Origin of the sequence: Amycolatopsis thermalba (genome assembly GCF_003385215.1) — a bacterium.
Taxonomy (GTDB): domain Bacteria; phylum Actinomycetota; class Actinomycetes; order Mycobacteriales; family Pseudonocardiaceae; genus Amycolatopsis_E; species Amycolatopsis_E thermalba.
Genome location: NZ_PQHW01000003.1, coordinates 141939 through 156100, shown reverse-complemented (window position 1 = coordinate 156100; position 14162 = coordinate 141939). Strand labels below are relative to the sequence as shown.

The window sequence follows — 14162 nt, the reverse complement described above, 5'->3', positions numbered from 1 at the left end:
GATCAGCGCCCGCCCCACCACGACAGCGCACCCCAACCGGACCGGGCTCCCGACGACGCGACGCCCCAGCGCGACCGTCCGGTGGTCGACGAGCCGTACATCGCGGACCCGAACTTCCGCACCCACGACCGCGCCGACTTCGACGCCCTCGGCGAAGCCCAGCTCGAGACCGGCATCGTCGACGAGCGCACGGGCCGGCTCACCCACGAGCACGAGTTCCTCGAAGCGCTGGCGATGCGCGACCTGGACGCGGCTCTGCGGCACATGACCGACAACGGCGCCTACGCCGTGCACAGCTACACCTCGAGCGCGGTCTTCGCCACGATCAACGAGGCCCTGCGCACCGGCCGGAACCTCGACGAGGTCATGCCGATGGTCCGTGCGCTCGTCTCCGGCCTGAACGAAATGCCGACCCACCAGGGCGAAACCGTGCGCCGGGTCAACGTGCGCGGCGAGGCGGCGGCCATCGTCGCGAGCCGGTACGAACTCGGTGCCGTCGTGGTCGAGTCGCAGTTCCTCAGTTCGAGCCGTGCCGATCTGGGCCCCGCGAAGTGGCCCGGCGACGTCGAGATGATCATCGAGGGCAAGACCGGTCGCTACATCGAGTCGATGGCCTCGAACAAGGCGGAACACGAGGTCCTGTACAAGCCCGGCACCCAGCTCGTCGTCAAGGAAAAGATCGAGGTCGAGACCCCCGGCGGCGGCAAGAAGTGGGTGATCCGGCTCGAGGAGATCACGCCGGACGACCCGCGCTACCTCCCGCCCGAGGCCGCCAAGCAGCACATGGACCGCAACCGCGACCTGGCCGAAATCCAGGCAGCGGAGATCGAGGCCGCGTCCAGGCGGGGCTTCGCGCGGATGGTGGGCGGCGAGGCCGCGGTGCCGGACACCCCGCCGAAGTCCGAACCGGAGACCAGCCCCAAGACGGAGACGCCGGAACCCCCGAAGATCGGCGAGCCGGCGAACGGCTGGGGCGACATCCGCCGGTCGTCCGACGTCGTGGGTGAGCCGGCGATCCACGCGCGCAGCACGGATCCCGTGGATCCGCGCGTCCAGACCACCGGTCCCAGCGCCCCGACCCGCAACGCCCACCAGGAGGTGCGGTTCCTCCGCGAGCACCTGCCGGAGATCGCGGACGTCAACACCCGCGGCTACTACGCCGACGGCATGCCGGAGGCCTACCGGAACAACTCGGCCGAGTCCGTGCTCGCGTTCGAGCTGCGGATGGAAGGCATCGAGGCCGAGGCACAGCCGGGCAGGCCGGATGACCCGCGCGGCAGGGACTTCCTGTCCCGGCAGCTCCGCGGCGAGTTCCACCAGCTGCCGGACTACAACAGCGTGGTGCGTGAGATGGCCGGGCAGCCGGTCGGCTCGCGGGCCGTGCTGTCGGTCGACACGCCGGATGGTCAGCGCGCGTTCAGCGTGGTCAACACCGAGCACGGCGTGGCGCTGGTCGACCCGATGACGAACCGGCTCGCCGACCTGCCGCCGAACCCGTCCGGTGTGCACCTGATGCAGACCCACACCGGGGACGGCACGCCGCTGTCCAGCAAGAGCGAGCCGACGCCGGCCGCCCAGCCGGAACCGCCGGTCAACCGGATCAGCGAGCTGCTCGGCGGGGGACCCGCACGCACCGAGCCGGTCTGGAACGCCGGCGACGGCAGCGCGCTGCGCAATCGGCTGGACGGCGAACGGCCGCAGCCCGGCGGCTGGAACCCGTTCCGCCGCTCCGAGGAACCCCCCGCGACGCACGGGCACCAGCAGCAGCCACCCCACCAGGGCGCACCCGTGCACCAGGCCGGCCCGCCGGTTCAGCACGGCTGGCCGCAGCAGCAGTACGGGCAGGGCGCGCCGCATCACCAGGTGCCGCCGATGCACAACCCGTACCAGCAGCCCGCGCCGACGCACCCGAACCAGCCGCCGCAGCAGGGCTGGCCCCAGCAGCAGTACCAGCAGGGCGCGCCGTACCAGCAGGCGCCGATGCACAACCCGTACCAGTCGGCGCCGCCGCAGCAGTACGGGCAGGGCGCACCGCACCAGGCGCCCGTGCAGAACCCGTACCAGCAGCCCACGCACCCGAACCAGGCACCGCCCCCGCAGCAGTACCAGCAGGGCGCGCCGCACCAGCAGGCGCCGATGCACAACCCGTACCAGGCGCCGCCGCCCCAGCAGTACGGCCAGGGCGCGCCGTACCAGCAGGCGCCGGTCCACAATCCGTACCAGGCGCCGCCGCCCCAGCAGTACGGCCAGGGCGCGCCGTACCAGCAGGCGCCGGTCCACAATCCGTACCAGGCGCCGCCGCCGCAGCAGTACGGGCAGGGCGCACCGCACCAGGCGCCCGTGCACAACCCCTACCAGTCGGCGCCGCCGCAACAGGGCTGGCCCCAGCAGCATCAGGGGCCACAAGCGCCCTACCAGGAGCAAGGGCCGTTCCAGCACCCGCAGCAGGGACCGTTCCAGCACCAGCCCGTCCCGCCGGTGCACCAGAACGTGCCGCTGCTGCAGAACCAGCTGGTGCCCTGGTCGAACTTGGCCGGCGCGACGCCGGGGCTGCACAGCCTGCCCGCCATCCACGCCGGCACGGCCGGCCCGCACGAGGGCGCTTACGTCGCGGCGCGGCACCCGGAGTTGCCGAACGTCAACCCGAACCGCAACGTGCCGAACGCCGTCGACAAGGGCTACTGGCACAACTGCAGCCGCTGTGTCGTGGCGTACGCGCAGCGGCTGATCGGGATCGACTCGCAGGCCGATCCGGTTCTGCCGAGGGACCTCGGCGCCTTCGACCGGATGAAGTGGCTGGAGGACCAGCTCGGCGCCAGGTGGGTGGACGGGATCGGCACCTACGACAACGCCATCGCGCACGTGGCGAACATGCGGCACGGCGACCACAGCGTGATCTACGTGTCGTTCAAGCAACCGGACGGTTCGGAAGCGGCGCACGTCGCCCTGGCCGTGAACACGCCCGAAGGCGTCACGTTCATCGACCCGCAGAACGGCGGGCTGATGGAGCTGCCGACCAAGCCGACGAGCGTCAGCCTCCTGCCGTTCGGGTCGCTCGCCACCAGCAACGGGGTCGCGGCGAACCCGCAGATGGCGTTGCCGTACGGGTCGTCGCAGGCGCCGCACACGCCTGCCCCGACCGTGCCGAACCCGCCGGTGCAGCAGATCCCGCAGGTCCACCACACGCCGACGACGCCGCTGCAGCACGGCGCGCCGACGCCGACCACACCGATCACGGTGGGGCCGGTCGCGCCGGTGCATCAGCAGCCGCAGCCGCCGGTGCAGCACCAGCAGCCGCCCGTGCAACAGCCGCCGATGCCCCATCAGGCGCCGGTGCAGCAGCCACCGATGCCCCATCAGGCGCCGGTGCAGCAGCCGCCGGTGCAGCAGCCGCCGGTGCAGCAGCCGCCGGTGCAGCAGGCGCCGGTTCAGCAGGCGCCGGTTCAGCAGGCCCCCGTGCAGCACCAGCCGCCCGTCCAGCAGCCGCCCCAGGCGCCGGTGCACCAGCAGCCGCCGGTCGATCCGCGGGTGGCCCATGGGCAGTCGCCGCAGGTGACCGCGCCGGACGTGCCGGTCAACCCGCAACGCCCGCACGCACCTGGCGAGGCCGCGGGGCTTCCGGAAGACGGAATTCCGGACCCCGACCGGCGAGAAACACCGGAGCTCCGGCGCGACGACGCACCGGCGGAACCGGCACCCGCCCGCGACGAGACACCGGCCGAGCCCGAACCGTCGCGCGACGGCACCCCCGCCGAACCCGAGCACACCCGCGACGGCACCCCCGCCGAGCCGGAACCGTCGCGGGACGACGCGCCCGAACCGGAACGGCGCAGCGACGAGCCGGACCGGACCGCCGACGATCTGGCGCCGGGCGATGACACCGTCGTCGTCGACGGGCAGACCATGCGGATCGACGACGCGTTCCGGCGGCTGCTGGACGAGCACCCCGAACTCCGGGACGCCGTCGACAACAACCCGGGCCTCCGGCGCCTGCTGCTCACCAACCTGGGCCTCCTCGTCAACCTGATCACCTACCCGGACGCGATCCCGGTGGTCGAGGAAGCCTGGGAAGAGCAGCTGCCGATGCCGAACATCCCGGACCACGTCCAGGCGAACTTCGGCATCACCCCGGGAGACCACCCGCAGCAACCCGAGCAGCCCCAGCCGGCCGGCTACCCACCGGCCACCCCGGGCAGCCCGGCCAGCACCGCCGGCATCGGCGACCACCTGCAGCCCGGCTTCGACCACTCGCGCGCCGCCGACCCCGCCTACTCCGACGCCTACCTGCGCGATCAGCTCGCGCGGGCCGCGGCCGCCCGGCAGGAGCTGGACTCGGCGCTGGGCGGGATCGCCAACGCGGTCGGGGGCACCGCCGTCCCCGCGTCCTCGCCCAGCTGGGACGAGCTCCAGCGCGACCTCGCCGGCTTCGACGGCGACGCCTCCCGCCTGACGGGGCTGGCGTCGGCCGGCATGCAGGTCGGCAGCGCCGACGACGCCTACCGCGCCGCCGCGCAGCTCGCCGGCACCCCGGGTCTGGAGGTCCTGTCCGCCGACGACCGCCTCGCCCAGGGTGGCCCGCTGGACATGCAGGTGCGCACATCCGACGGCACGGTCGGCGCGGTGAGCATGATGCCGCCGCTGCCGGGCATGCCCGCACCAGGCGCGGCCGGCACGAGCCGGGGCGGCAGTCACCGCAAGCTCGACGGGCCCCAGCAACCCCTGGTCGAGGACGTCGTCGAGATCCCGACGCCGCAGTACTTCAAGTGCTTCAACAAGACCTACAAGGTCGACCGCGACGGCGACGGCAACCTCACCGGTTTCCTGCTCAACGTGCGCACCGGCCAGTTCGAGGAGAACAGCGCGCACCTGGAGAAGGTCCTCCAGGACGAGCTGCCGTCGAACTTCCGCGCGCTGACCGAATCCGAGTTCATCGCCGAAACCGAGCGGGAGCGCGCCTTCTACCTGCGGGGCGAGGGCCCGGTGTTCGCGCTGTACGCCACCGTCGACGGGATGCGCAAGCAGGCCAAGGAAGAGGGCCGCTCGCTGACCGCGCAGGAGGAGTCCTTCATCGCCTCGGTGCAGCGGCGCACCTTCGGCATGTGGGAGGCGCAGCAGGCTGGTTTCCCGTGCACCTCCATCCTCGCGTGAGCTGGTTACAGTGAGCGGCACTACGGAGATGCGCAGGGAGGCGACGGCAAGCATGGAGCCGCACCGTCCGTTGCTCGTGCGCATCGGCACGCTCGCCCGTGCCGACGCGCCGTCCGGATGGGAACGGATCGAGCTGCACTTCCGCCAGGTCGGCGACCACACCGAGCTGGAGCCGATCGCGTTCACGCGCGGCTCCGGCCACGCCTACCCGGCACCGGCCGAGCTGACCGCGGTGTTCGGCGAGCTGCGCGACGCCATGTACGAGCCGGGCGTGGGCGCCTGGCTGCAGGCCCGCTACGCGCTGCACCCGTCCGGCGAGTTCGACCTGGACGTCAGCACCACCGCGCGACCGTGGTGGCAGACCCCGCCGGACGACCTCGCCGCCGCGCTCGAGGCCGAACTGAAAGCGTTTCCCCGCGACCCGGAGCACCTGCCGGACTGGTGGCGCCGCGCCGCCGGACTGCCGCTGGGCACGAAGTTCCGGCACGCCCGCGTGGTCGACTCCTACGCCGACGGTGACGCGCCCGTCATGGGCCGTCCGCCGGTGCCCACGGACGAGGTGCCCGCGCTCCTGCGGTACCTGGAACGCCAGCCCGCGGTGCTGGTCGGCAGCGGTCTCGGGCCGGACATCTTCAGCGGTGGCACCGAATCCGACGTGCCGGAGAGCTACCACACCGACGGCACCTGGATCTGGCACGCGTCGGTGCCGCACTACCTGCGCAAGTACGGCACGCCACCCGAGCCGGACTTCCTCACGCACATCCGCGACCAGGACTTCCAGCCGCCGTACGTCGACAAACTGACCCGGCGCACCGCGGCCGCCGACCTGCTGAGCCGGTCCCGCCCCAAGGCCGATCCCGGCGAGGCGCTGCCGACCACCGGGGACATCGCCGCCGAGCTGGAGACCCGCACCGATCCGGCGCTGGAGGACCCCGCGCTGCTGGTGGTGCTGGCGCAGCGGCTCGCGGAGCACGGCGTGTGGCCCGCGGCCTACCGGCTGGCGTCGCGGGCCGACGGCGCGTGGTGCCTCAACCCGACCGACCGCGGCTGGGAGGTCGCGCGCTACGCCGGTGGAGCGCCGGTACGCCCGCAGTACTTCGAGCGCGCCGAGGACGCGGCGCAGCACCTGCTCGGCGCCCTGCTGCTGCACCCGGCGCGGATGACGGGCGGTGCCGAAACGCCGCTGGAGACCTCCGCCGAACTGGCGGACTGGCCGATCCAGCCCGCCGAGGGTGACCCGCCGCTGACCCTGCTGCGCAACAAGCGCGTGGTCCGCCTGCCGGCCGGCACGGTCGTGCTGCGCTTCGGCGACGAGAGCGGCAACCTGGTCCACCACGACGAAACCCGCTTCGCCGCGACCTCGCTGCCGATCGAGCGGGATCGCGAGGAGCGGCGCTACCGGCTCCGGCGCACGCTCGCGGTCGTGATCGGCGTGGCGATCCCCTGGGCGAACCTGCCCGGCGGGGGCGTCGCGTACGTCCTGCCGAAACCGCTGAGCGAGCACGTGGCCGACGGAAGCCTGGAAAGGATCGAGTAGTGGAAGCGGCAGAAGCGGTCGCGAAGGTCGAGGAGTGGCTGCGCGAGGTCCACGGGCCGAGCGCGGACCTGCGCGTCGACCAGGCGAACCTCGTCCGGCGCCCGGAAGGCTGGTACGTCCCCTACAACTCGGCCGCGTTCCTCGACGGCGGCGACCCCGGCGAGCGGATCGTCCCGCCCCCGGCCCTGATCGTGCGGGACCCCGAGGGCGATCTGCGCCACGCGTCCCCGATCTTCGGCGGGCTCAGCATTCCCGCCCAGTACCCGGGCCGCGACCACTGGGCCGAGATGGTCGACCCCGAGTACGCCGGCTCCGGCCTCGGCCGCCTCGCCGTGCCGCTGGCGGCGATCATGGGCTGGCGGCGCTACCTGCCGGACGGCACGGAAACCGGCGAGACCCGCGCCAACCCCGAGTACCGGACGGGGCCGAGCCGCCGGGGCTACCCGATGCCGTGGACCACGCTCGACTCCCTCGTCGAGTTCCGCCACGTCGGCTGGCTGGACCAGCGGAAGTTCGTCCTCGGCCTGCTCGAGGAGAGCGTGCTGGTGCCGCTGGCCGACGGCCGCGTGCGCCACCAGTCCACAACGGACGGTCGCCGCCGGGTCGAGCTGTGGACGTCGTCGCGCTTCTTCCCGCCGGGCAGCCGGGAGTGGTTCTGGCTGGACCCGGTCACCCTCCTCAGCCACGTACCGGAGGCCGACCTGGTCATCCACGGTCCGTGGCAGCTGCCGGTCGAGGTCACCACCGAGGAGATCCGCGCGGCGCACGCGGAGTTCCCGCGCTACAGCGACAAGATCGAGGTCACCGGCGAGTGCGTGGAGGCCTCGGCGGACCTGACGCGGTGGGCCACCGACACCGCGGCGCGGATCGGCCTGCCCGAGCCCGTCGAGCCGCCGGTGGATGCCGGGGACAGCGCCCGCGCCCACGGCTTCGAGCTGACCGGGGACGAGTGCTACCGGGTGGTCACGGGACGCTCCTGGGTGCGGCGCATGGCGATGGCGCTGCCGCCACGGCCGCCATACGACCCCGCCGCGTTCGGCCTCACCCCCGGGTACGACGACGACGGCAGGCCCACGTTGCGCGTCGATTCGTTCGGCAAGTTCGCCGACGTCGGGCAGGACACCAACTTCAGCTGGCAGCGGCTGCTCGGCGCGTACGTCGGCTTCGCGCTCGGCGAGGCTCTCGGCGCGCCGGTCGACCGCCTCAGCCGCGAGGAGATCGTGCGCGCGCACGGTCCGGACCAGCTGACCGATCTCTCCGCGCCGGGGCGGATCGGCCCGCTCACCCAGCGGCTGCTGTTCCTCACCGAGGCCGTCCTGCGCGGCGGCGCCGACGCGGCCCGCGAGGCGACCACCCGGTGGCTGCACACCCAGGGCGAGACGGTGCCGGGCATCGACGGGTGGCTGCCGAACCTGGACGAGCTGCACGCCGTCCGCGACCCCGATCCGGCCGACCTCCGCTCCGGCCCCGCGGTCCTGCTCGGCGCCCTGCCCGGGGTGCTGACCATCGGCGGCCGGGGCGAGGTGCCCTTCGGCGCGTCCGAGGCGGCGGTCCGGGCCTTCGCGGCGCTGCCGGAATCGGACGAGGGCGACCTGACCTTCGCCGTCTTCCTCGGCCTGCTGTTCGAGCGTTCGCTGGAGCGCGAGTTCAGCCCGGCGTTGTGGGTGTCGGCCGGTGCCGTGCTGCGGGACCGGGAGGGCCCCGGCTGGGACGCGGTGCGTGACCTGGCCGCGCGGTCGCTGATCGCCATTCCGGAGCAGGGGATGTACTACCTCCCCGACCCGGAGGAGGTCGGCGACGGCCGCGACACCCCGTCCGTCCTGGGCCGCGCGCTCGCCGCGGTGACCGGGTTCGAGAACAACCCCGAGGTCGCGCTGCTGCGCGCGGTGAACCACTCCGGGCGCAGCGCGCTGACCGGGGCGATCGCCGGTGCGCTGGTCGGCGCCCGCAACGGCGTGCCCGGCCTGCCGCCGAAGTGGGTGGACCAGCTGGAGCTCAAACCGCTGATCGAGCGGGTCGTCACCGACGTCACCCGCCGGTTCGAGGGGATCCCGGAGGGGGAGGAAGGACAGCGATGGCTTCGGCGCTATCCGGCGATCCGGCCGTGACGGTGCAGCACTTCACCGACTGGAAGACCGTGCTGGACCCCGAGTTCCGGCGCAACGAGTTCCCCGGGCTCGCCACACCTGAGCCGGCGATCGTGCGGTGGATCGAGGTCGACGAGCGCGAGCAACCGACCGGCAACGTCCGGGAGAACCCCGCGCACCGGCCCGGTCCGGAGTGGTTCGGCGGTCCGAAGGCGACCACGCCCGCGGCGAAGCTGATGGGCATGCGCCGGGTCGGCTGGATCGACGACGCGACCCTGCGGCGGCAGCTGCTCGACTGCGAGGTCCTCGTTCCGCTGGGCGGTGACGGCGAGCCCGTCCGCAGCCGAACCCGCGACGACCGGGTCGTCATCCCGGCCTACAGCGCGACGGTCACGATCCCGGCCGGCATCCACCGGTGGCGCCGGATCCGGCCGCGTGACCTGCTGCGGCCCGGCTCGGGAGAGACCCGGCTGGACCTGGATCCCGGGCACGCCCTGTCCATGGCCGTCGACTTCGCGGAGGAGATCAGCGGCATCGAGCCCGAGCCGGGTCGATATGCCGACGAGGTCGCGCCCGAGGTTTCGCCGCACGTCACCGAGCTGGCCACCCGCCTCGGCGCCGAGTACGAGCTGGGCGGCGAACTGGTCGTGAAGCGGCTCACGGCGGTCGCCGGCTGGGCCCGGAAGAACGGGTACGAACTCAGCGCCGACGAGTGCGAGCGCTACGCGCGTGCCTACGCCCGGTGGGTGCGCAACCTGCGGCTGCGCCACGACGGCCGGCCCGTCGAGTGGCCCGCCGACCTCGCCGGGAACGGCCTGGTCAACCACTACGACGACAGCGGACGGCCCGCGCCGCGGCCGTGGACGATGGGCAAGTTCCAGGACACCGGCACGCCGTCGGGGTTGTTCGCGTGGCACCGCGTCGTCGGCGCCTACGTCGGGTTCGCCGTCGGGGAGTGCCTCGCCCTGGGCAACGGTGACGTGCTCGGCCCGATGACCCGGCAGATGCTGCGGCACACCGAAACCGTCCTGCGCGGCCTGCCGTTCATGAACGCCACGGGCGACCTGCCGCCCGGGTTCCCGCCCGCGCCGAAGCCGGACAGCTGGCTCGCGGTCGCGCTCGGGGCCGGTCCGGAGGCGCCGCCGAACCCGCTCACCGCCGTGCTCGCCGCGACCATGACCGCTGGCCTGGAGCTGGAGAGCACCGGCCTGCCGTACCAGCTGACGGTGGCGCGGGCACTGACCGGCGCCGACGGCGAGACCGCCACCGCGATCGAACTCCTCGTGCGGATCCTGAGGAAGGTGCTGGTCAACGGCGAGCCGCCGTGGCCGTTCCACGCCGTCCTGGGCGAGTTGCGGAAGTCGGGGCAGGCGCCGTTCGACGAGATCGCCGCGATCGTCCTCGCGCTGCGCGACGGCCGCGACATCCCGGACGCCGAGCAGATCGAGACGCTCGGCGACCCGGCGAGCCCGCTCGCGGTGGCCGGCCGGGCCGTGTTCGCCGCCGCCAAGCGGCACCACGACCCGTTCGCCGCGATCCAGGTCGCCGGCCTGCAGTCGGCCGACCCGCCGCTCACCGCCGCGCTCACCGGAGCGCTGATCGGCGCCCGCGTCGGGGTGTTCGGCCTGCCCGCGGACCTGGTCGGGGCGCTGACGCCGCTGGGGCTGCTGGACAACCTCGCCAACGACGTCTACCTGTACTTCAACCTGTACGGCGTCGCGCGGAGCAGGTCGTTGCAGGAGACCTGGCCGCAGCGGTATCCGAAGGACTGACGGTCGTGCGGTATCGAGTGGAGTTGGCGGAGCGGCCGGACGGGCTGTACGCCGTGTGGCAGGGGCGCGTCTTCCCGGCGCAACGCTCCAGCGCGGACGGCACCGTGCTGCTCGTGACCCCGCCCGGCGAGGACGCTCCGCCGGACTTCGACGAGGAGTACTCCGGGCGCCCGGCGAAGGTCCTGCCGGAGGCCGAGGTCGCCGCGACGTTCAGCCTGCAGACGCACTGCCTGTTCGACGACGACATCTACCGCGTCGCCCCGGGCGAGGGGCTGACGCTGCGCTGGAACGGCACCGACGAGGTGCGGGCGCAGCAGCTCGGCCTGCGTGAGTTCAGCGTCGAGGCCACGGAAGCCGAGATCACCGCGATCTGGCAGGAGCGGCACGACTTCGCCGCCGGTGCGCGACAACTCGGCGCCGGGGATCCGCAGGAGCTGGTGCGCCAGATCGCGCGGCTGCTGCGGGACGTCGTGCCGGACGGCTGGGAGCGGATCGCCGCGCAGTTCCGCCAGGTCGGGGACTACGCGGAGATCGAGATCCGCGCGGCCGGCGAAGGCGAGTCGGTGTCGCTGCCCGCGTCGCCGCGGCTCGGGCAGCTGTTCAGCGACCTGCGGGCCGCGATGTACCAGCCGGGCGTCGGGACGTGGTTCAAGGGCACGCTGACGCTGGTCGCGCCCGCCGAGTTCACGTTCGACTACGACTCCGCCGCCGAGCCGAACTGGCGCCAGTCACCGGCGGGGCGTCCGACGGCCCGGGCGTACGAGGCGGAGCTGGAGCACTTCCCACGGGACCGCAAGCAGGTCCCGGACTGGCTCGCGGCGAAGGCCGGGCTGCCGGTGGACGTGGCGTTCCGGCACGCGGCCGTCGTCGACGGGCCCGGCGAGCCGCCCGTGGTCAACCGGCAGGCCCTGCCGCCGGACGAGGCCCGCGCGTTGTTCGACTACCTCTACCGGGCGCCGGTGGCCGTGGCCCGGCCGAACCGGCTGCCCGACCTGTTCGCGCCGGCGATCCCGCCGGACGTGCCCGACGCCTTCCACACCGACGGGGTGTGGATCTGGGCCGCGGCGGTGCCGCACTACCTGCGGAAATACGGTCTGCCGCCGCAGCCGGAGCTGGCCGCGCACGTGCGGGCGCAGGGCTACCGGGTGCCGACGGTGCCGGCGCACGTGCTCGCCGCGGCGGAGGCGGAGCTGCTGGGCAGGCCGCTGCCGCCGCAGCCCGAGGCCGGTGAGGTGGACGCGGTCACGCTGACCGACCGCGGCGGCGACCCGCCGTACGGGCTGCGGGCGTCGGAGGTGCTGGCCGTGCTGGAGCGGCGGCTGGCGGAGTACGGGATCGCGCCGTCGGCGTACCGGATCGGCGCGCGGGCCGAGGGGGCGTGGAGCCTGCGGCGGACGGAGTCGAGCTGGGAGGTCACCGGCCCGGACGGCGCGGAGCCGGCGGCGTTCGCGCGGGTCGAGGAGGCGGCGCGGTTCCTGCTCGGATCGCTGCTGCTGTACCCGGTGCGCGTGGTCGACGACGAGGGCGACTGGCCGATCGCGCCGCTGCGCGGTGAGCCGCCGCTGACCTTCTACCGCGCGAAGCGGCTGATCACGCTGCCCGCCGGAACGGTGTTGGTGCGGTTCGGCGGCGAGGCCGGAAACCTGGTGCACGACGAGACGGCGCGGTTCCCGGAGACGTCGCTGCTGCCGGAGCGGGAGGGTCAGCGGGCGCGGTACCGGGTGACGCGCGCGGTCCGCGTGCTGACCGGCGTGACCCAGCCGTGGGGAACGATGCCCGGCGGGGCGGTGGCGTACTTCCTGCCGCACCCCGTCGGGCACCACGTCGAGACGGGCGGGTTGGAGCGGCTTTAGCGCTTGCTGCTCTTGATCAACGCAGTCAGCTGGTCGAACCTCGCGTTCATCTGGTCGACGACCTGCTCGAACCTCGCGTCCACCTGCTCGAACCGCCGGTCCACCTGCTCGAACCTCGCGTCCACCTGCTCGAACCGCAGGTCCACCTGCTCGAACCTCGCGTCCACCCGCGCGAAGCCCTCGTCCACCTTCCGTTCGAGTCGATCCAACCGAGCGCCCTGCTCGAGCTGGGTTTCGCGCAGCGCGTGGAGCACCGTGATGTGCCCTCTCAACTGAGCTGAGACGTCGCCGACTTCCTTCGAGGCTGCGACGGCGAGCACACGGGCTTCGCGGGCGGTCTCCAGTGCTTCGATGGCGAGCCTCCGGGTGTCCTTCTGTTCTTCGGTCATGCGCGGCAAGTTATCCACCCGGAATCAGCCCCTTTCAGCGCGAGCGCGCCATACCGCGCGATACCCCGTCAATCATCGCGGCATCCAGAGCGTCACGCGAGTTCCGCTGCCCGGGCTCGACTCCACCCGCGCCTGGCCGCCTGCCTCCGCGAGGCGCGCCGTGATCGACTCGCTGATGCCGAAGCCCGGCGGGCGGTCCGCCTCGTCGAAGCCGGCGCCGTGGTCGCGGATGATCACCGCCACCCCGCCGTCCCGCTCCTCGGTCCGGACGACGACCCGGTCGGTTCCCGAGTGCTTCAACGTGTTCCGCAGCGCCTCGCGGGCCGCGTCGCGGATGGCGGCCTGCCGGACCTCCGTCAGGGTGTCCGCGTCCAGCTCCGCCATGACCAGCTGGGCGCGCAGGCCATCGCGGGCCATTTCCGCGGCCAGGGCCGCCAGTTTCTCCCCGAGGGGGCCGCTGCCTTCCGCGCCTTCGATCGTCTGCCGCACCTCGATCGCCTGCGCGCGGGCCAGCCGTCGCACCTCGCTCAACTGGTGTTCGCTGCTGCCGGAGCCGGGCAGGGCGATCGTCTCCAGCGTCTGCAGCACCGTGTCGTGCAGCATCCGGTGCTGCCGCGCGCGCTCCGCCTCACGGCCGTGCCGGATGCCGTACGCCAGCGCCAGCCGCGTGCCGAGGCCGAGCAGCACCAGCGCGCCGGTCGCCGTCACCAGAACGCCGACGATCGTCCCGACCCCGGCGAAGGCTTGTTTCACGTTGAACACGCCGCTGTTGAGCCACCACGCCACCCCGGCGAGCGGGATGCTCACCAGCATCAGCCCGAACCCGTACCCGAGGCCCAACGCCAGCGTCAGCAGCGCCACCCCACCCAGGAGGTGCTTGCCCGGCACCGCCATCGCCGTCGCGAAGGCCGGCGACGGCACCGTCGCCGCGACCACCACGTTGGCCGCGAGGGTGAACACCACGTCGAGCACCAGCAGCCGCGCCGCACCGCGACCGTGGAACGGCGCCGACCGGAACAACCACCGCAGCCCGTACAGGTTCAGGGCGATCGAGCACACCGCGACCGCCACCACCGGCGCCACCCCGCCGTGCCCGGCCGCGAGGAACGCCACCAGCGACCCGGCCACCGCCAGCACGCGGTACACCAGCGGGACCATCGCGACGTACCGGGTGGCGCGGAGCAGCAGGTTGTCCCGCGCCGCGAGGTCGACCGGCCCCGCCATGCGCCGCATCCGCGCCAGCGGGGACACCGGCGCCGGATCGGCGATCTCGTCGTCCAGCCCGCCGGTCGCACCGGCCATCGCGGGCGCGCCGCGCCGCAGCAGGGTGCCCAGGTAACTCGCCGCTCGCGGTGGGGACATCACGACCTCCCGGT

At 73.4% G+C, this 14162-nt stretch carries 7 protein-coding genes; 5 read left to right on the top strand and 2 right to left on the bottom strand.

Annotation, left to right across the window (positions count from 1 at the left end):
• The first annotated feature begins 81 nt into the window (after positions 1 to 81).
• The 5 genes from D0D15_RS02645 to D0D15_RS02625 are packed head-to-tail and all read left to right on the top strand — an operon-like array spanning position 82 to position 12397.
• Entirely contained in the window at positions 82 to 5148 is a 5067-nt protein-coding gene (locus tag D0D15_RS02645; protein WP_115944206.1) for a toxin glutamine deamidase domain-containing protein, read from the top strand.
• Between the two features lie 28 nt (positions 5149 to 5176).
• The gene (locus D0D15_RS02640) at positions 5177 to 6685 is read left to right on the top strand and encodes a TNT domain-containing protein (RefSeq protein ID WP_115944205.1); all 1509 of its coding nucleotides are present in this window, start codon (positions 5177 to 5179) and stop codon (positions 6683 to 6685) included.
• Positions 6685 to 8793 carry an ADP-ribosylglycohydrolase family protein gene (locus tag D0D15_RS02635; RefSeq protein ID WP_115944204.1) on the top strand — a complete coding sequence of 703 codons (2109 nt, stop codon included), beginning with the start codon at positions 6685 to 6687 and terminating at the stop codon, positions 8791 to 8793. The genes D0D15_RS02640 and D0D15_RS02635 overlap by 1 nt, the downstream gene beginning before the upstream one ends.
• Entirely contained in the window at positions 8760 to 10544 is a 1785-nt protein-coding gene (locus tag D0D15_RS02630) for an ADP-ribosylglycohydrolase family protein (RefSeq protein ID WP_115944203.1), read from the top strand. The genes D0D15_RS02635 and D0D15_RS02630 overlap by 34 nt, the downstream gene beginning before the upstream one ends.
• Before the next feature lie 5 nt (positions 10545 to 10549).
• On the top strand, positions 10550 to 12397 hold the full coding sequence (locus D0D15_RS02625) for a TNT domain-containing protein (RefSeq protein WP_233157027.1): 1848 nt from the start codon (positions 10550 to 10552) through the stop codon (positions 12395 to 12397).
• Here D0D15_RS02625 and D0D15_RS02620 read toward each other — a convergent pair.
• Positions 12394 to 12786 carry a hypothetical protein gene (locus D0D15_RS02620; RefSeq protein ID WP_094003304.1) on the bottom strand — a complete coding sequence of 131 codons (393 nt, stop codon included), beginning with the start codon at positions 12784 to 12786 and terminating at the stop codon, positions 12394 to 12396. The genes D0D15_RS02625 and D0D15_RS02620 overlap by 4 nt on opposite strands.
• 72 nt (positions 12787 to 12858) lie before the next feature.
• The gene (locus D0D15_RS02615; protein ID WP_094003305.1) at positions 12859 to 14148 is read right to left on the bottom strand and encodes a sensor histidine kinase; all 1290 of its coding nucleotides are present in this window, start codon (positions 14146 to 14148) and stop codon (positions 12859 to 12861) included.
• Between the last annotated feature and the right edge of the window lie 14 nt (positions 14149 to 14162).

Excerpts from the sequence above, each read along its gene's own strand:
- D0D15_RS02640 (WP_115944205.1), top strand. The coding sequence starts at position 5,177 with ATGCGCAGGGAGGCGACGGCAAGCATGGAGCCGCACCGTCCGTTGCTC.
- D0D15_RS02630 (WP_115944203.1), top strand. The coding sequence starts at position 8,760 with ATGGCTTCGGCGCTATCCGGCGATCCGGCCGTGACGGTGCAGCACTTC.
- D0D15_RS02620 (WP_094003304.1), bottom strand. The coding sequence starts at position 12,786 with ATGACCGAAGAACAGAAGGACACCCGGAGGCTCGCCATCGAAGCACTG.
- D0D15_RS02615 (WP_094003305.1), bottom strand. The coding sequence starts at position 14,148 with ATGTCCCCACCGCGAGCGGCGAGTTACCTGGGCACCCTGCTGCGGCGC.